Genomic DNA, 19700 nt, shown 5'->3' on the forward strand with positions numbered 1-19700 from the left:
TAAAAAGCTTAGGTTATTTCCATAGAAAGGTAATATCTTTCTCGATATCTGGATGAAGACTATTGTGAACTGGACAGGTATTACCAGTGTTTTCAAGAATTTTCTGGTTCTTTTCAGACACGTTGCTCGGAAGGTTAAGAACAATTTTAATTTTAGAAATACGTCGCGGATTGGCAGCCATTGTCTTTGTGACTAACGCAGTACTATTCGACAAGTCTACAGCTAATGCTTGCGCTTTAATCCCCATAACAGTAAGCATACAATTGGCCAAACCCGTTGCCACAGTATCTGTAGGAGAAAATGCCTCACCCTTTCCATTATTGTCTGTTGGAGCATCTGTTATATAGGTATTCCCTGATTTTAGATGCTCGTTTTCGGTGCGCAGATTACCTAGGTATATTACTTTAGATGTGCTCATTTAACAACTTCAAACTTTAGATCTGGCGTATATTTTAAAATATACATTGCTTTATTCTCATACCCCTTAAATAACTTTTTAGTGTATCTAAACTTATTTTCAATATACTCAGTTTCAAAGGCAGAGCTTGTTGCGTCATACACATCTTTTGCCGAAGCCAACCTTAGTAACACATCGTACGTAACGTCAAATCCACGTACAGCGAAACGGTTTGGCAACACTCCGTATTTATTTTTATAACTAATCAAAAACGGCTCTTTTTCATCGTAATCATAGCTCTTACTTACCGATGGAAAGGTAAAATTAAGTTTTGCCAAGTTAGAATTACTAATGTCGTTAAACTCATACGCCTTATTTTTATCGAGCGTAAAAACACGCAAACGATAATCGTCTGGCATTCCGTTTAAAATGGTAATTACATTACTTAGAAGAATTGGATCTAAAGTCTCTACAATCACCCAGTTATCTGCAGTACCACGAGCCATATGTTTATTTATATCACCAACATAGAGAAATCCTTTTTCTCTAGGCGTAATACTTTTAGCACCCGGCAAGGCATTCAATATTTTTCCTTTTTGTCTACTGCGCTTACTGTCTGAAATGACAATTATATTTTTCCCTTCTCCGTTTTCCTTAATCCAAGCAATCATACCATCTTCTAAGAGCTCGTCTGATGGTAACGTCTGGAACACGTTAGAAGAAATTTTAATCTCCCTATTACTTAGTGGTGAAAAAAACAGGCACGTCTTCACCTTTTAAAGCTGCCGCAGCTTTCTCTACATTACTACTTAACAACGGACCAATAACTGCATCTACAGTATCAAAATTGTTTGAAGAAATAATACTTCCAACCTTCCCTGCACTTGCTTGGGTATCAAACACATCTACAGTTACTGAAATACCTTGATCCTTGGCAAATTCTGTTGCCATAAGTACACCGCTATAAAAATCTAAAGCAATACGCATGGTGCGTTCGTTCTTTAAAATCTCAGAATTGTTTACCGAATCTCCCTGGGCACGATTCAGCAAGAAAGGCAACATAATTGCGATTCGCTTCTCACTTTTGTTACTAAGGCCAGTTTCTAAATTTACTGTTGAAACCGTATCGTTAGAAGCAACTTCATCTTTAGGTATTTTAAGAATCATGCCTTCCTTAAGACCTTCTTTCGCATACGGATTAAGACTTACAATCTCCTCTTCAGACAACCCTAACTTTACTTTTAATCGGTAAAATCCTTCCTTAGGTTGTACTTCATAAAAAGTATATTTTTCAGTATCTAATGTTGCTTCATTAGTTACACTTTCCGAAGGAACCTGAATAGTTTCGCCTATTTGTAATGACTCACCCAAATTTGGGTTCAGCGCTTCTAGTTCGGCTATAGTTATACCGTACATCCTTGCAATACCAAACTTTGTTTCCTTTGGTTTTACTTTATACGACTTCGAATCTGATCCTGTATTAGAAGTTTCTGACGTTGTATTTGTCTCGCCAGTTGTGTTATTTGCGTTTACAGATTTAGGAATCTGCAACTTCTCACCTTTTTTAAGTTGCTTGGCATACAAATGTTTGTTGTAGCGTTTTATATCTTCTACGGAAACATTATACAATTGCGCAATGCTAAATAAAGTCTCTTTTCGTCTTACTTTATGGGTTTTAAAAGTAACCGCACCAGAGCTGTTAATAACATCTGTAGACGGAATGACCAATACGGCATTTTCTTTCACTCCATTTTTTGCATCCGGATTTAACAGATAAATTTCTTTACGAGTTGTCCCGTATTTCTTGGCGATACTATATACGGTTTCACCTTTTTGAACCGTATGACTACGGTAGTTAGCCTGTGATGGAGATGACAGCACATCGCAGCTTACAATCATAAAGCTTACAACAGCAATGTATAGGAGATATTTCAATGTTTGAATCAAGGTTTGTACTTTTCCCTAAAAATACGGATAAAGTGGTTTGTTCTTCTTAAAATATGGTAAAAATTACAAGCAGCATGCCAAATTTTATTCCCACTCTATGGTTGCAGGTGGTTTACTACTTATATCATACACTACCCTATTAACGCCTTTTACGCGGTTTATTATATGATTGCTGGTTTCTTGCAAGAACTCATAAGGTAAATTTACCCAATCGGCAGTCATACCATCGGTACTTTCTACAGCACGCAATGCTACCACTTTTTCGTAGGTTCTTTCATCTCCCATCACACCCACACTTTGCACAGGTAGTAGAATAGCACCTGCCTGCCATACCTTATCATACAAGTTCCATTTGCGTAAACCATTTATAAAAATAGCATCTACTTCTTGTAGTATACGTACTTTCTCTGGCGTAATATCACCTAGAATACGTATTGCCAATCCCGGACCAGGAAACGGATGACGACCTAACAATTTAGGATCTATTTCCATCTCTGCACCTACCCGACGAACCTCATCTTTAAAAAGCATTCGTAAAGGCTCTACTACTTTTAATTTCATGAAATCTGGCAATCCGCCAACATTATGATGGCTTTTAATGGTTACTGAAGGCCCATTTACAGAGACACTTTCAATTACATCTGGATAAATCGTCCCTTGCGCTAAATATGTAACATCTGTAATAGCATTTGCCTCATCATCAAACACTTCAATAAAGGCATTCCCAATTGCTTTTCTTTTTGTTTCTGGATCACTCTCCCCAGCAAGGGCATCGTAAAAACGTTGAGAAGCATCTACTCCTTTTACGTTTAGCCCCATGTCTTTGTACTGATCTAAAACATCACTAAATTCATTTTTACGCAGCAAGCCATTATTAACAAAAATGCAGTATAAATTTTTTCCAATAGCTTTATGAAGTAACACAGCAGCAACCGTAGAATCTACTCCGCCACTTAGTCCCAACACCACTTTGTCATCGCCAATCTTTTCCTTTAACTCTGCCACAGTAGTATCTACAAAGGCTCCAGGTGTCCAAGATTGTGGAACGCCCGCCATGTGTACTAGAAAATTCTCTAGCAATTGCTTTCCATGTGAGGTATGGTATACTTCTGGGTGAAATTGAATGGCGTAGGTCTCCTCGCCCTCAATTCTGTACGCCGCATTCATGACATCTGCTGTACTTGCAAGTCTAACCCCATTTTCTGGCAACTTAGCGATAGTATCACTATGGCTCATCCACACTTGTGTATCTTGTGGAATATTATCAAAAAGAGCTTCTCCATCTTTAATCATAGACAGTTTGGCACGGCCATACTCTCTAATGTTAGACGGTTCTACACTACCGCCATTAAAATGTGCCAAATATTGGGCGCCATAACAAACACCTAGCAAAGGTAATTTTCCTTTAATGTTTGTAAGGTCTGGATGGGCGGCGTCTTCTCCACGAACCGATAACGGACTCCCAGAAAGAATTACCGCTTTAAATGTAGAAAGATCTGTTGGAATGTTGTGATACGGATGAATCTCGCAGTAGATGTTTAATTCGCGCACGCGTCTTGCAATGAGCTGTGTGTACTGCGATCCGAAGTCTAGAATTAGGACGTTGTTTTGCATCCACAAAAATAATACTTCGGTTCAAAATGGAAACATAAAAACTTCAAAGTTTTTAACAGAAATCAACAACCCTACAATGCTCACAGCGTTATCACTGAAAAAGACATGTCTAACGGATCTAATTCTTCCTTTAATGTAGAAAGCAAATTAGCGCCATAGGGCAAATAATATTCAGAAAAGTTGGTGTTTCGCTCTTGTAAGCTTTGCTTCGGAAAGAGGCTGTCTTGAAGTGCTGTTAATCGCTGTAGTTTATCGGCTAATTTCCTTTTTTGGGCTTTTAGCAACCTTTTTTCAAGATGATTTATACCTTTTAACTGTTTCTGCTCCTGTGCTCCAACCGCTCCTACAAAAGAAGCGTCTGTTTGTTTGGCTAAGGTGTATAGCGCTTCAAATTGTTGCTTTAAATATTCGCGTTGTGTAGAAAAATCTATTTCTACATCTGAAATCTGATGAGTAAATGCTGTTTTTAATTCGGTTTGCTTTTGAAATAATCTTTCAATAGAAACATCCAGTTTATTCAGTTTATCTGAAAGTTTTTCGGGCACTAGCAACACAGAATTTCTTAACAAAAGAATCGGGAAAGGCACAGCTACCGCATCAAAATAATCTTTCAGCTGAAACCAATACGCCAACTCACCACCACCACCTACATAACAAAGGTTAGGCAAAATAACTTCCTGATACAATGGTCGTAGCAAGGCATTGGGTGAAAAACGCTTCGGGTGTTCGTTTAGTTCTTTTAAAATTTCATCTTTTGTAAAAACAATAGCAGTGTCGTTTACATAATACAAACCTTCTCGCTCAACAATTCGCTCTCGCATCCCATTGGGGAGGTAAAACAAATTAATATCGCGCGGGTGCACTTGCTCATTATATCCTAATTGCGTTAAACGCTCGGTTGTTTCTGTCACTTTATGATAAGAAACCTGCTTCAGCAAATCCTTTTCTGCGTACGGTACAAAAGCTCTTTTCAATTCGGTGTCGTTACCATCTACAATTATCAACCCGTATTCTTTAAACAATTCGTTACCTAAATAACGTGTGGCATCTGCCAAATTAGTATGCTTTGTATAAGCTTCGGTAAAGAGTTGTTGTAACTGCTTTCCATTTTTACTTTCACCAAAAATTTTTGAAGCCTTTTCAGCAATTTCTGCGAGTCCGTTAGTACTTAACTCTCCTACTGCGCCTCCGTGGGGTGCATCCCATTCTATTTTTTGGTCTTTAACCGTGAAGTAATTAATTTCATCGAAGTCGTGATCTTCTGTAGCCATCCAATACACTGGCACAAAATTATTGGCAGGATGTTTCGCGTTAAGTGCTTCGGAAAGATTAATTACCGAAACAATTTTATAAAGAAAATATAGGGGCCCTGTAAACAAATTTAACTGGTGTCCTGTTGTGATGGTAAACGTATTATTCTTTTTGAGTAATTTAATGTTCTCTTGTGTAGCTGCGGAAATTTTAAAGCCTTCGTATTGTTTCTCTAGCTGCGCAACCAGAGTATTTCTAGAATTTGCCGTAAACGATTGCTGCTTCAGTTGAAGTTGCTTTTCAAAATTTTCTATCTCGGGGAAATTTCCGTAGAAAGATGTAAGCGTTGATTTTTCAGCTATATAATCGCATATTAATCTAGAAAAATAGCCAGTCTCGGCATACGAAAGCGTTGTTTTAGACATAGAATGTTTAGAAGGTTTCTTCAAAAATAAGGGATTAATCAGAATTTAAAATTATCAGCATCACTTTTGGGAAATATTTAAGTCGGTTTTTTTACTGTATCATTTCTGAAAGTGGAAATTCCTGTATCTTTAGCAATCTTTAAAAAAACCAATCTATGCTTAAAAATATATCATTCATCTTTCTATTTATCTGTGCTTCAGTTTCTGCACAATTACAATCACCAGCAGAATTCTTAGGGTACGAAATCGGTACCGAATTCTCTCGTCATGCAGACGTAGTGCGTTATTTTGAACATGTTGCTGCAAATAGCGATATGGTAACTTACGACACCTACGGCAAAACAAACGAACGTAGACCTCTTACTTACGCCGTGGTAACTTCGGCCCAGAACATGAGTAATATAGACCAAATTCGTCGAGATAACTTAAAGAACATTGGTTTAGAAAACGGAAGTGCCAATCCGCAAACCGCAATTGTATGGCTTAGCTACAACGTACACGGAAATGAAGCGTCTTCTACCGAAGCTGCTATGAGCACTCTCTATAAATTAATTACAGAAAAACAAGCATGGTTGCAAAATACCGTAGTAATTATAGACCCTTGTGTAAATCCAGATGGACGCGATAGATATGCCAATTGGTACAATCAAGTAAAAGCAACTCCATACAATAAAAAACAAGCCGCCGCAGAGCACAACGAGCCATGGCCAGGTGGAAGACCTAACCATTACCTCTTTGATCTTAACCGCGATTGGGCATGGGCAACACAAGTTGAAACACAACAACGTTTAACTATTTACAATCAATGGATGCCGCATATTCATGTAGATTTTCATGAACAAGGTATTAACGAGCCGTATTATTTTGCACCGGCAGCAGAGCCATATCACGAAATTATCACTCCGTTTCAGCGTACATTTCAAACTAAAATTGGAAAAAACCACGCACGTTATTTTGATCAAGAAGGTTGGTTGTTTTTTACCAGAGAACGTTTCGATTTATTATACCCAAGCTACGGAGATACGTACCCAATGTTTATGGGAGCCATTGGTATGACCTACGAACAGGCTGGGCATGGACGTGCAGGACTGGGTATTGATACAGACGAAGGCTACGAACTTACGCTTGTTGATCGTGTAGCACACCATACCACTACAGGTTTGTCTACCATAGAAATGGGGAGCCAAAATGCGGCACAGCTTAACAGTGAGTTTAAAAAATTCTTTCAGAACGATAACCTAAAGTACAAGAGTTATGTTGTAAAAGGAAACCCAGATAAAATTGATGCACTTACAAAGCTACTTCAGAAACATAATATTAAATACGGATTTAAAAGTAGTGGTACAGTGAGCGGTTATAGCTACAGCACGAACGGACAAGCGAGTATGAATGCAGCTAATGCGCTTGTGGTGAGTACGAACCAGCCAAAAGGAAAAATGATAAAAGTGCTTTTCGAGCCCAATGCTCAACTTGAAGAACCGTTAACATACGACATTACAGCCTGGAGTATCCCTCATGCCTACGGACTAGATGCTGTGGCAAGTACAAGTTTGGTAAGCGCAGATAAAGAGCTGTCAACATACAACATTAATAATGTAGCTTCACCTAATGGCGCCGGATATATTAGTCGGTGGAATAGTATGTACGATGCACAATTTTTAGCCGAATTACTAACGGAAGATATTCGGGTGCGTTTTTCTGAAAAGGATCTAAAATTTGGGGGAACAGACTTCAAGAAAGGAAGTTTGGTGATAACAAAAAGTGATAACAGAAACAATCCAGACTTTCACCAGAAAGTAGTTGAAATTGCCAATAAACACAACAGACAATTGTACACCTCGCCTACAAGTTTTGGAGATACGAGAACCGATTTTGGGTCGCCAGATGTAAAGCTAATAAACAACCAACGCATAGCTGTTTTAAGAGGTAAAGGCACCTCTTCTTTAAACTACGGTGCTATTTGGCATTTCTTCGAAACGCAACTACACTACCCCATTACTTCTATAGACACCGATGCCTTTAGACCTTCTGTACTAGCAGGTTTTGACGTTCTAATTTTGCCAAGCGGCTGGTACAGTAGTTTGAGTAGTGAATCTACCATGGACGATATAAAAGCATGGGTACGACGTGGTGGAAAGATTATAGCGATTGGCGGTGCTAACAACGTGTTTGCCAATAAAGACGGTTTCGATTTAAAAACCAACAAAACAGATGATGTTAGCGAAGAAGACTCTAAAGGAAATCTTACACCATACGACCAGCGTGAACGTGAAAGTGTAAAAGACTTTATTACCGGTAGTATTTATAAAATTAAACTAGACCCAACGCACCCTATGGCTTTTGGCTATGATGATACCTACTATAGTTTAAAGTTAGGAAGCACTTCATATTCATTTTTAGAAAACGGATTTAACGTGGGGTATATAGAAGAACCTACATCTGTATCTGGTTTTTCTGGAGATAATGCGAAAGCAAAACTAAAAAACTCTATGGTTTTTGGTGAAGCTCGAGTAGGCAGCGGAAGCGTAATTTATATGGTAGACGATGTGCTATTTAGAAGCTTCTGGGAAAATGGAAAACTGTTAATGGTAAACTCAATATTCTTTGTAAATAATAATAAGTTTACATTGTAGAATTCGTTTTGTTAATAGTTACTGGCGTACTTGTCCCGAGTTAAACTTGTATTTGAGCGGGTGAACATAGAATAGGTAGCAAAACAAATTTTTGTGTTAGCTAAACGGTCTTAAACCAATTAATTTTCAGCATTTTCATTGAATAGTGACCACTGCGCATCTATAGGCCTATGGCTTTTTGCAAATATGGAGGGCTCCATTAAAAAGAAGCTATCTTCATAGCTAAACTCGAAAGAATAGTTAGACATATCTATAATCCCACTAGACCAAGTAGCATCGCATAGGTACCACTTGTTATTTAGCTTGATTGCATTCCAAGAATGATTGGGAAGCTCCATGTTGTCGAATTTTATATTCTTAACCTGACCATATCCATGTATGATTTCGCACTCTAAACCAGCCAAATTAGCAAGCTCTTTGATTAAATAAGCATAGCCTGTACAGAGGGTTTTTTTCTCATCTTTTAATTGTTGGAAAATTTCTTTTTTAAATTGCTTGTTCCATTGGTGGAACTCTTCGGGATTGTTTTTTAGTTTTCTATGCATATGGCTGTTGGTTGACGTTAGATGGTAATCGCCACGTACATTATGTGTCACCCAAATATAAATTGCCCGAAAACGCTCAACATCTGTTTCTAGTTGGGCCGTAAGTCGTAACGCTAGTACTGGTAAATTAGTAAGCTCTTCACCTTTATACCTATCTGCAATGCGGTCTGCTTTCTGAAAGTTAATTTCATTAAAATCGTTTCGCTGGGAATGCAAACACAGTGTAAAAGTGAAGAACACTAAAAGGATAATCCTTTTCATATAGAACATTTATTAGTTCTTGATATACTTCGTATAATGCGATTCTTTGGTATGCACTGTGCGCATTGCACCATAAATGCGAACCGGAATATCCTCTAAAAAAGGCTCTATATAGGTGGTTACTTGACCTATAGTTACCTCTTGATTTTTGTACCCCAGATAACTCACCACCAAGACGTCATCTTCTTTTAGTTCTTTCGGAAATTTGAAAGCCCCCGTTTTGTCTGAGGTCACCCCAATGGTGGTTCCTTTTAAAACAATGCTAGCTCCAAATAAGGGTCCGTCTAAGCTCGTTACCACTCCAGTGATAGTTCTCTCTGTTTTGGCCTGGGCGTGCATAGGATTGGCAAAAAGCCAACATACCATGATTACGCTAAAGGCGCATACAACTTGTAAAAAGTTTCGTCGATGTGTAATTTGTGTTCTCATAAGATATTTATTTTTGTTTACTCAAACGTAGGTAGACTTAGATAGCTTAAAAAGTGTGAATGAGGTAACAAAACAAATGTCTGAGGGAATGGTGTATTTTAATGAGGGAGGTATAAGATTATATTGATGCAATTTACTGGCAACAACTACAATTGCTTTAGTGGCGCACTTTTTAAATTTTTTATTTTAATCTCTTTATTTTTCACTTTTCGATGTGTAACAGACGTCATACTAAGGGTTTGCTCCCAAAACATTCCCTTGTTTACAGTAACGATAGCAATCCCTTTACCTTCTTTACTAATTTCGTTGAAATTTCCTTCATAGAAATTATTGTACCATTTTGGGTTTACTGGTAAATCCTGAGCATATGTTGTAACCCCCTTTACCTCTATAGGTTTTCCTTCAAAGCCTTCACCAGAAACAGTAGATTTGGTTGTAATGATTCTGCATGGGTGATTCATAACTACAGTATCTTTTAAAACAGTGAATGTTGTTTTAGTATCATTTATGGTAATATCTACCCAATATACAGTATCTGAATCTTTAGTTCTGAAGTACGATTTATCGTGTTTTAGCTGCACAAATCTTTCTTGCACAAGTTCACCATTAGGAGCATAGTATTCTTTCTTATAATTTCCATTTTTGAAAGTTAAGACCATTTTAGAACCAATTAGTTCTTTTAGTCTTTCTATAGGATAAGAATCGCTATATGGTGTGTACGTGATGTCATACACCACTTGGCCTTCAAAATAATCTCTCGTTGGGGTGTTCTGATTACCGCACATGAAAGAAAAACACGCAAAACACACTACTAGTACAAGTACTCTTTTCATAAAATTAGTATCAATAAGCATTTACATTATTTTCAAAGCATGAGTACTATGGCTTATTTAACCATTTTTACAATTCGCTTATACTCTTTCCACTTGGGGTCTTGGTTAAATCCGCAACCAAATTCTACCATTTTAGTATCGTCTTCTAAAAGTCCAGCGAGCTTTTCTGAAGCAAATTCTGCATCGTCGATATACATATCCATGATAAAACCAAAATCGGTTGCTACCCTTGCCACTAGATGAACTACACAGCCTTTTTTTAGTTCGTCTACAAAATAATCTTCTAGGGTTGCAAAATCTATGGTATCGTTATCGTTTGGAATCTCAACTGAAAATTGCAGATTAAAAGGACAGCATTTCTTGAATTTATAATCAACATATCCCATATCTACCCATCCTGTTGCTGGTTTTCCACTTTCTGATTGAACCATTACAACTGAAATTGAATTTTCTGGGTAAAGATCTGCGTCATTTTTGAAGTCGGAGCAATCTGTCTTGTCCTTGCTTGAACTAAATATATCTAATATTCCCAATGCTTTCTAAGTTATATCCTTTCTATTTTAGGCGATTTGCACAACGAAAATCCGTAAGGTTTCGGGCACAGCAACTAAGATACTAATAGTGATGGGATTTCTGAGAATACCTTTAAAGAATCCTTTTTGGCATTGCTGTTATTAGCCAGCCTAACGGCCCAAAATCTTCTCTAGCAAACAATAAAATATGTTGAATCCTTTAACTATGTCTTTTTTTAAAGGCCGCTTTTCCTAAGAGAAATCTAACAATTCTTACATAGCAACAAGTGCTAAAAAAACTAGACCAATTGACGTCTGATATATGCCTTGTTGCGCTTTATTTATTTCCGATCATAAATTCAATTCAGCATTCGAAGCAGTAACAATATCTTGCATTGTTACCCTAAGCGCTTGAAAATTATCTCGTAATCGAAACGCAAGAAAATAAAAATTATCAGCCCTGTTTTCAAATTCAGGAATTTTTAGGAGTTCCAAGCTGTTATTGGCAATCGTAGATTTTTGTAGATGTTTAGTCTCTTCTGTTAACGCATCTATATTTCTAACAGATCCATTTTTAGTGATAAATTCAATATACTCTTCTCCATACAATATATATGCATCTTTGTTTACATGCATATTGGCAAATTCTCTTTCCCATTTAAATAACAATGTTTTTAACTCGTTATTTTTAAGTTTAGATAAGGCTCCAGAACTTTTCAATTCTACAAGCACGAAAGAGCTAGGTGTCCAATTGGGTGTCCAAAACGTTTTTTGAAGTAGCTCGTCAAAACTAGCTTCAGTTAAACTACTATCTTGAGTTCTCATAACGGTTAGCAGTTCCTCCAACCCTTCAATTATTCTATTGAATTTAGTAATTCTAGAGTCTAATTCAATTAAGTTCTCACTAAACTCTTTATTTAAATTCTGTACTATAATCAGGTTTTGTTCGTTTAAGATACGTTCCTGATTTAGGTTATTTATTTGAAGGGCGATGAGAATTCCAATGACAACTAAAATAATCTCACCAACCGCATATTTCAAATATTTCCCAGTCCTTCCCTTTGACAGAAGATTGTAACGAACTTTTCTAAAGAATTTTATCATTATTATATTGGTTGGTTTTCATGAAGCGTACTACTCTCAGCAATGAGTAGTTGTGAGATAGCAATTATTTACATCCATAGTTGTTTAAATTTAAATTAAAAATAATTATTGTAGATGGTTTCTAATGTTTCGTTGTAACCCCGATGCTTCCTTAAGTAGGTCTTTTGACATTCTTTGTTTAAATGCTATTATTTCTTTCGTTGTTGTTAGAAGACTTAAATAAGCCGAATCTGTTTGCAATGCTTCGAAAGAATTTGGAATGGCCGGTTTCAAGAGCCAAGAATAACTGAACTTTTCAATCATCGTAGGTCTTACACTCAAATTGTGATGGGGATTAACAATTACCTCCTCATTTTTCCTTAGATAAGGTGAAGAGTATTCATAATATCTTACAATGCTTTTCTGAAGACTATCATTTGAAATAACATCTAATCCAATTGATGTTAACTTTTCATAGACCGAAGAATTTGTTATGAGATTGGTAAACAATGAACTTCTGGTGAAATGAATATTTAGCGAATCGTTATATGGCAATTTGTTTTCAAAATGATTTAATAACAAATCAATGCTTTCTATGGTTTTTTGAGAGTTATTTATATTCGATTTTAAGTCAATGATATCTAAATCAATGGCTTCAGACAATTCCGTTAAGTATTTTACCTCGGTTCTCTTGATTATACGATTTTCATTCCAATTATTTACTTGAAGTGCAATTAGAATTCCAATGACAACAAGAACAATTTCACCAACTGCATAAATTAAATACTTACTGAATTTATTTTCGGAGAGTAATCTTTGTCTAATTTTTCTAAAGAATTTTATCATTATTATTTTGATTCGTTAAGAAAAACAACAGGGTTGTATATGACCCATAGCCTACAATTTAGCGATTTTTATTCTCATGAACTGTATTTATGCGTGCATTCATTTTTTGGCTTTTCATGTGTTTAATCTGTTGTTTCAATTATTCACTACTGATTATCTCGTATCACTTTTAAAATTTCATTTAAAAGCTTTATACCTTCAGTACTTTTTAAATACGCATCTGCGTCTGCTATGAGAGCAGGCACCAAATTGCATTTGTCCATTGCCAAACTAGTCTTGTAGGTTGGTTGCATGCGGTAGTATTCAAATCCTGTATTCGCTTCTGCAAATCGCTGTAACTGACTAACAGGCACAAATTGGTTGGCATAGCTTTCTACTTGCAATAAAGCAGGAATAGCAATTATATCATCATTTAAATTATACCAACGATTCCCCACAACAGAGGGCGCAGCCCAACTATCGCCCCAAAATCCAAACCTGTTTGTTGGACCTGCCTTACCACCAATAATAACATTAATACCACCATTAAAGGGATCTATACCGCAGCCCAAAGAAATTACTACCAAATCATTCATAGTATTTGCGACCTTAGTTCGCAGGGCTTCAGACGCAGCAAACATAGCTGGATCATTACTCATCACACCTCCATCAAGCGCCCATTTTTGAGCCGCCCCAGAACGAGGTCCCATTCCGCCTCCCACATGAGCCACTGGAAAATAGGTTGGTGCCGCACTTGTAGCACGTGCCGCTTCCCAAATATAGTAATTGTCGTATGGGTCTATTGTAGCATCATGCCAATTAAAGAGATAAGGGCCGAAATCGCGACCCATTTCAGGCTGTCTTCCTACTACTTTTCCTCCTTCTCCATTAATAAGATAACTAGTGGTGAATACTTGTTGTACCCGTTTGTTTACAGGATCATTCATTGCAGAACTCTTAAGGGTATTCCCGCCAAAGTTGGTTCTCAAAAATGCTTCCACACCAGCACCATTATAATCGGCAAAATATTTAGGTCCAGAATTCAATCCTGTATTGGCTACAAAGATTTTGCTGCAATCTTTTTTGTAAAAATCTAGTACTTGAGAGGCGGTTCGCGGTGGTAAATTAGGCCCCGCACCATTGGGTGTGGTTAGTCCTAAAGAGATAATACCCCCAGTAGAAGTACCTCCAATAACATCAAACACTTCATACATTTGCTTCCCGAGTGAGTCTTCTAACGCTTTTATTATGGTAGCCGGGATGATTCCCTTTATTCCACCACCATCAATTGCTAGCACTAACTTCTTTTTGGTCAAGGTGACAGTTTCTTTTTCTTCAGCTATTTTGTCACTGATTGTGGTCTCACAGCTCATTGAGAAAAGTATAAAAATGGCGAGAATTAAAAATGAATAGTTAGTTTTCATAATGTATCTATTGATTAGTTTATAAATCGGGCCAAGCATAATTTGCAGTAGCCTGCACCGTAACACCATCATACCCAAATAAAATTGCGGCTTCTTTTGTATTATTTTCAGGATGTATCTTCAAGTAAATCTTACTAATTACCACATCAACTCCTTTAATCTTATAAAGTGTAGGCTGCATATCACTTAAAAACAATAGCGTATCTACTGGGTTTTCTAGGTTAAGAGAAATGGCTAGCATACTTCCATTAATACCTAACAATTGTGCTTTCCCTTCTCCACCTTCTGCATCCCAATAATAAGTAAACGTACAATTAGCCTCAGGGAGCAACAATTTTGCACCCTTTACCAAGAAATTGAGCTGCAACGTAAACGCCGTGCTTGACGATGACTCTACCATACAATTGAAATTCCTAATTCAACTCTTAAAAGTAAAACCTTCTGATTTACAGTGCAATACGGGTAAACACGTAAATATGAATAAAGAACAACAATACGCTCAATAGCAATCTAAGATTTGGTATTAGAAAGCATAAAAACCACTAAACCTTTAAACTTCTGCTCCTCCACATCTTTGCATTTTCGTCCCTACCACCTACATTCTAGCTTCCACCTTCCCATAATTTGTAGTATTTTTAAATCTTAAAACTACACCATGCATAAATACCTTGTCATTGTACTTTCCCTCTGCTTCGCAAGCTGTGGAAATTCGAATACAAAAACAGATGACCCTGCACCCAATTGGACTCAAAAATATCAGGCGATTTCTAAATTAGGCGACACCTTGTACAGCAAAGCTCCGTCTCAAAAATTGATGAAGCAATACGAAGCCAAAAAAGAAGCATTCGATAAAAGTGCTACATTAGAAAACACCATTTGGTACGGACGGTTTACGGCATATACAGGTAACTATAGAGAGGCCATCGCAATTTATACAGAGGGACTCAATAAATTTCCTGACGAATCGCGGTTGCTACGTCATCGCGGACATAGATATATTACTGTACGTGAATTCGACAAAGCAATTATAGATCTAGAAAAAGCCGCAGCGCTTATTCAAGGACAAGAAAACAAAGTAGAAGAAGACGGAATGCCTAATGCCAAAAACATACCGTTAAGCACTATGCACGGTAACATTTACTATCACCTAGGCCTTGCTTATTACCTCAACGGAAACGATGTACCAGCAATAGAAGCATACAAAAAATGCCTAAAAACTTCTAGTAATCCAGACAATGTAGTTTCTGCAACCCATTGGATTTATACTATTAATTGCCAAATTGGTCGTAAGTCTACGGGTCTTAATTATGTAAAAGGCATTACAGCAGATATGAATATAATTGAAAATCAGGCGTACCATAAGGCTTGTCTTGTGTACAAGGGCGAATTACAACCAGAAAAAGCTTTATTGAATTCAGATGACGACGCTTCTAACAGTGCGCTAAACTATGCAATCGCTAACTACCTTTTGTGTGACGGACAATCTAGTAAGGCAAAAACCATGTTTTCTGAAATAGTTTCGGGTTCAGATTGGGCATCGTTTGGCTATATTGCTGCAGAGGTAGATTTGGCTTCTAAGTTTTAATTATCACGCTTCACAATAATTTTACCTGTCCTTACTATTCTTAGCTTCAATCCATTTGCTTAAATATTTGGTTGCTTGCATACTTTGGTGCTGTAAAATTTGACCAATAAAATGTTTTCGTCTATGCTGGTGTATCGTGTTCAGCAAGTGTCTTATTTCCTTTTGAAAAGACACCTCAAAAAAGCTTCTCTGAAAGCGATTTTTAAGAATGTTAAACCCGCGATCTTGTGCTGTGGCCCAAATAGGTTCATTTGTATATAAACGAATCGATTCTTCTATAAATGCCTCCCAAGTATTCGCAATAAAGCCGGGGGCATTTTCATCTTTAAACATACCTTCTGCTCCAATAGGTGTAGTTATTGTAGGCAGCCCATACCGCATTGCATCTATCAATTTTCCTTTTAAACCCGCACCAAATGGAAGTGGCGCAAGTTGAACTTTAGCGTTTTCAAGTACTTCGGAAATTTTAGGCGCCCAACCCATAATTAGAAAACCGTCTTTAGGGCTGTGCATTTCTTGTATTTGCTTAGGGGCGTAGGCACCGTAAATGTGTAATTCGGCTTGCGGAAGGTTATGTCTAAGCTTCGGCCAGATGTGTTGTTTCAATAATTGAACAGAAGCCACGTTTGGTGCATGTTTCAAATTACCTAATGCCACAAAATGCTGACGATTCCTAAAAGTAGCTAACGCATGTATCTTATCTTCGGAAATTTCCGCAGCAACCAATAACGGAAGATAAAATAGCAGTCCGCTAGGGACCTTAAATGTGTGAGTTAATAATTCAAGTTCTATTTCAGAAATTATAAGCGACATATCGCAACGTAAAATACTAGCGATTTCACGTTTGGCAGTATCGGTAAAAAGTATTGCTTCGGTAACTGCAATTCCTTTTTTAAATGCTTCTTCTCGTGCTTTTCTAAGAAAATGCAGGTCTTCTGTGTCTAAAATCTGAACGGCATTGGGGCATACTTCGGTAACGCGCCAACCAAACTGTTCTTCGGTGACAAACCTGTCAAACAATACTATATCGGGCACTACTTCTTTCAAAAGAACATTCAACGAAGCGTCGTTTAGGGAAATAGCATGTGTTGAAATATTTGCCGTTGCTAAATCTTCAGACCTTTCAGAAATTCCTGCAGTGCTGGCAAAAGAAATCATACAACCTTGAGCTGTAAATAAGTCAATAAGCTGCATCATTCTACTTCCAGCGGCCGTCGTGGAGGGCTCTGGATACGTATGACCGATAATGAGAAGCTGTTTATGCATTACATAGCACGATATTACGGTATATTTTCTGGCATGACAAGTGCATCTAGCGATAGCGTTGCGGTTTCAATTACTGCCTGTTCTTTAGACGAAGCCGTCCAAGCAAAAATTAAATTATCGCCTAGCTGCTCCATTTGTGGAAATCCGCTCGCTCTATCGCTACTTGTTTCAGAAACAACTACAGGCTGGCTTGTAATACCATGTATATTCACTTTCATTACATATAGAATTTCCTTTTCATCTTGAGGTTGCATCCACAGTATTGCGGCCTCCTGATTGTCTAGCATCACAACATCCACTCTTCCTATTGCACTTCCTGAGTCTATTCTATAAGGTCGGGTAAATGTTTCACCGGCATCCTCAGAAAAAACTACTTGTACATCACCTTCTCCCCTATGGACTGTAAACCAGGCTATAGCTACATTATTTTCCCTAGCGTCTACGGAGGGGCCATTTACTGGACATCCGGCGATTTTCCAATTATCATCGCCAATAGTTTTAGGTGACGTCCATGCTCCATCTAGATATCGTACTATCGAAATATCTCTAATTTCTTCATCACTTCTATCTCGATATGCCACTATCGGTCCCATGCTGGTCATCGCGGCGCTAGTTTGGCAGCAGTCACACACCTTGCTATCAAGTTCAGTACGCTGTGCTACTTCGCCAGTGGCAGGTATAACAGCACTTCGTAACGTCATAGGCCCACCAGAACCATGACCCCCAGTTGTATGTCTGCCATCTAACCAGGTAACGAAAAAGCTATTTTCTTGGTAGGGTATCATAGAAACAAACCCATGTTCGCTTTTGGTACCATCGTTATGAAGTATGAAGTTTCGCTTTGTGTACTGTACACCTTCCTGATCTGAGCTAGGATTTGGCAAATTTTTCTCAAACAAATTCAATCGTACATCGTACGTATACGTACCATCTGCAGATTTTTGTAAGTGGTTGGTTAAAACAGAGCCCTTATTTGCTGCAATAGCAGGGAAATCGGCCCAGTTGGTAAACCAATTTTTACCTTGCGTAATTAGTTTTGGCGTTTGCCATGTATTGTTTGTAAACACCGAATACGATAAATAATCTGTACTATCTTTTCGGGTAACCCATGAAAAATACAACTCATTTCCATCACTAAATAGACGCGGTAACTGGCTATTTTCTTCGGAAGGATTATCTATTAAAATTATGGAGTTGGTTGTAGCAACTTCAGCTGTAGATTCGCTACTAGGGTTCGCTTCCTTATTCTTACTATTGTTACAGGACAAAAGCAATACGATCGTTGCAAAAAACATAGTGTATTTCATAACGACGAAGGTACGGATTTATGTGTACAACATCATTATTGCACTACTTCGGCATATAAATCGAAGTCTTCTGCCGCTGTTACTTTTACATTGAAAAATTCTCCGGTTCGCAGGTATCCCTCCTCTGCATTAATAAGCACTTCATTGTCTACATCGGGGCTGTCAAATTCGGTTCTCCCAACATAGTACGTCCCTTCTTTCCGATCGATAATCACACGAAATGTTTGTCCGATTTTCTGTTGATTTAATTCCCAAGAAATCTGACTTTGCACTTCCATAATTTCGTTAGCGCGCTGCATTTTCACATCTTCTGGCACGTCGTCTTCGAGATTATAAGCATGTGTATTTTCTTCATGCGAGTACGTAAAACAGCCCAAGCGTTCAAAACGCTGCTCGCTTACCCATTGTTTTAGGGTTTGAAAATCTTCTTCGGTTTCGCCTGGATACCCAACGATGAGTGTAGTACGTATTGCCATCTCTGGCACGGCCGCTCTAAACTCATCAAGCAACTTGGTTGTTTTGGCTTTTGTGGTACCACGACGCATACTTTTTAAAATAGGATCTGCGATGTGTTGTAGCGGAATGTCTATATAATTACACACCTTAGGTTCATTCTTCATTACATCTAGCACATCCATCGGGAAACCAGTTGGAAATGCGTAATGTAAACGAATCCAATCAATACCTTCAACTTTTACTAAATTCTGAAGTAATTCGGCGAGGTTTCTCTTTTTGTACAAATCTAAACCGTAATAGGTTAGGTCTTGTGCGATTAAGATGAGCTCTTTAACCCCATTTGCCGCTAACTTCTCTGCTTCAGTAACTAAGTCTTCTATAGGAGTACTTCTGTGTTTACCGCGCATAATTGGAATAGCACAAAAGGAACACGGACGGTCACATCCTTCGGCAATTTTTAGATATGCATAGTTTTTTGGAGTGGTGGTGAGGCGCTCACCTATAAGTTCATGCTTGTAATCTGCTCCCAAGGCCTTTAACAGACCTGGTAACTCTGTAGTACCAAAGTATTGATCTACATCTGGAATTTCTTTTTGGAGGTCTGGTTTATATCGTTCTGAAAGACACCCTGTAACAAAAACCTTGTCTACAACGCCTTCTTCCTTTTTCTGAACGTATTCTAAGATAGTATTTACACTTTCTTCTTTGGCATTGGCTATAAAACCACACGTATTTATAACTACTACATTTCCTTCTTCTTCGTGAACCACTTCTTTATTGTTGGCGCGCAATTGCCCCATGAGCACTTCACTGTCGTACACATTCTTAGAGCAGCCCAATGTGACTACGTTGATTTTATTTTTCTTGAGTGTTTTTGTTCTCATAAAATGGGAGTAAGTATTTAAAA

Annotated in this window: 18 protein-coding genes; 2 read left to right on the forward strand and 16 right to left on the reverse strand. The window is 37.8% G+C overall.

Features of this window, described 5'->3' with window-relative positions; translation table 11 throughout:
* Positions 1-13 precede the first annotated feature (13 nt).
* The 5 genes from G5B37_RS05205 to bshC all read right to left on the reverse strand — a co-directional run bounded on the left by G5B37_RS05205 (position 14) and on the right by bshC (position 5634).
* Positions 14-418 carry an OsmC family protein gene (locus G5B37_RS05205; RefSeq protein WP_164679009.1) on the reverse strand — a complete coding sequence of 135 codons (405 nt, stop codon included), beginning with the start codon at positions 416-418 and terminating at the stop codon, positions 14-16.
* Positions 415-1110 (reverse strand): hypothetical protein, encoded by a 696-nt coding sequence (locus G5B37_RS05210; RefSeq protein WP_164679010.1) that lies wholly within the window; start codon positions 1108-1110, stop codon positions 415-417. Before G5B37_RS05210 ends, G5B37_RS05205 begins: the two co-directional genes overlap by 4 nt.
* 25 nt (positions 1111-1135) lie before the next feature.
* Positions 1136-2332 (reverse strand): PBP1 and LysM peptidoglycan-binding domain-containing protein, encoded by a 1197-nt coding sequence (locus G5B37_RS05215; protein WP_164679011.1) that lies wholly within the window; start codon positions 2330-2332, stop codon positions 1136-1138.
* Positions 2333-2428: 96 nt separating this feature from the next.
* Positions 2429-3958, reverse strand: coding sequence for a glutamine-hydrolyzing GMP synthase (gene guaA / locus G5B37_RS05220; RefSeq protein ID WP_164679012.1), 1530 nt, complete (start codon positions 3956-3958; stop codon positions 2429-2431).
* A gap of 80 nt (positions 3959-4038) precedes the next feature.
* On the reverse strand, positions 4039-5634 hold the full coding sequence (gene bshC / locus G5B37_RS05225; protein WP_164679013.1) for a bacillithiol biosynthesis cysteine-adding enzyme BshC: 1596 nt from the start codon (positions 5632-5634) through the stop codon (positions 4039-4041).
* 155 nt (positions 5635-5789) lie between these two features.
* On the opposite strand from bshC, the gene G5B37_RS05230 reads away from it, so the two are divergent.
* Positions 5790-8267 carry a M14 family metallopeptidase gene (locus tag G5B37_RS05230; RefSeq protein WP_164679014.1) on the forward strand — a complete coding sequence of 826 codons (2478 nt, stop codon included), beginning with the start codon at positions 5790-5792 and terminating at the stop codon, positions 8265-8267.
* 119 nt (positions 8268-8386) lie between these two features.
* Here the strand turns inward: G5B37_RS05230 and G5B37_RS05235 are convergent, their stop codons facing one another.
* The 8 genes from G5B37_RS05235 to G5B37_RS05270 all read right to left on the reverse strand — a co-directional run bounded on the left by G5B37_RS05235 (position 8387) and on the right by G5B37_RS05270 (position 14579).
* The gene (locus G5B37_RS05235) at positions 8387-9073 is read right to left on the reverse strand and encodes a transglutaminase domain-containing protein (RefSeq protein WP_164679015.1); all 687 of its coding nucleotides are present in this window, start codon (positions 9071-9073) and stop codon (positions 8387-8389) included.
* A gap of 12 nt (positions 9074-9085) precedes the next feature.
* Positions 9086-9502 (reverse strand): carboxypeptidase-like regulatory domain-containing protein, encoded by a 417-nt coding sequence (locus G5B37_RS05240; RefSeq protein WP_263649849.1) that lies wholly within the window; start codon positions 9500-9502, stop codon positions 9086-9088.
* A 146-nt stretch (positions 9503-9648) separates the two neighbouring features.
* Entirely contained in the window at positions 9649-10335 is a 687-nt protein-coding gene (locus G5B37_RS05245; protein WP_164679016.1) for a hypothetical protein, read from the reverse strand.
* A gap of 53 nt (positions 10336-10388) precedes the next feature.
* Entirely contained in the window at positions 10389-10766 is a 378-nt protein-coding gene (locus G5B37_RS05250; RefSeq protein ID WP_164679017.1) for a DUF695 domain-containing protein, read from the reverse strand.
* A 432-nt stretch (positions 10767-11198) separates the two neighbouring features.
* Entirely contained in the window at positions 11199-11888 is a 690-nt protein-coding gene (locus G5B37_RS05255; protein ID WP_164678002.1) for a DUF6090 family protein, read from the reverse strand.
* A 168-nt stretch (positions 11889-12056) separates the two neighbouring features.
* A complete protein-coding gene (locus G5B37_RS05260) occupies positions 12057-12776 on the reverse strand; it encodes a DUF6090 family protein (RefSeq protein WP_164679018.1) in 720 nt (239 codons plus the stop codon).
* Positions 12777-12922: 146 nt separating this feature from the next.
* Positions 12923-14179 (reverse strand): patatin-like phospholipase family protein, encoded by a 1257-nt coding sequence (locus G5B37_RS05265; protein WP_164679019.1) that lies wholly within the window; start codon positions 14177-14179, stop codon positions 12923-12925.
* 19 nt (positions 14180-14198) lie between these two features.
* A complete protein-coding gene (locus G5B37_RS05270) occupies positions 14199-14579 on the reverse strand; it encodes a hypothetical protein (protein ID WP_164679020.1) in 381 nt (126 codons plus the stop codon).
* A gap of 255 nt (positions 14580-14834) precedes the next feature.
* Here G5B37_RS05270 and G5B37_RS05275 point away from each other — a divergent pair, with 255 nt between their 5' ends.
* Entirely contained in the window at positions 14835-15764 is a 930-nt protein-coding gene (locus G5B37_RS05275; protein ID WP_164679021.1) for a tetratricopeptide repeat protein, read from the forward strand.
* Between the two features lie 21 nt (positions 15765-15785).
* Here the strand turns inward: G5B37_RS05275 and G5B37_RS05280 are convergent, their stop codons facing one another.
* The 3 genes from G5B37_RS05280 to rimO are packed head-to-tail and all read right to left on the reverse strand — an operon-like array spanning position 15786 to position 19677.
* Complete coding sequence (locus G5B37_RS05280; RefSeq protein WP_164679022.1) at positions 15786-17030, reverse strand: glycosyltransferase; 1245 nt, start codon at positions 17028-17030, stop codon at positions 15786-15788.
* A gap of 14 nt (positions 17031-17044) precedes the next feature.
* Entirely contained in the window at positions 17045-18337 is a 1293-nt protein-coding gene (locus G5B37_RS05285) for a hypothetical protein (protein ID WP_164679023.1), read from the reverse strand.
* A 35-nt stretch (positions 18338-18372) separates the two neighbouring features.
* Entirely contained in the window at positions 18373-19677 is a 1305-nt protein-coding gene (gene rimO / locus G5B37_RS05290) for a 30S ribosomal protein S12 methylthiotransferase RimO (RefSeq protein WP_164679024.1), read from the reverse strand.
* Positions 19678-19700: the final 23 nt, after the last annotated feature.

Origin of the sequence: Rasiella rasia (genome assembly GCF_011044175.1) — a bacterium.
GTDB lineage: Bacteria > Bacteroidota > Bacteroidia > Flavobacteriales > Flavobacteriaceae > Marinirhabdus > Marinirhabdus rasia.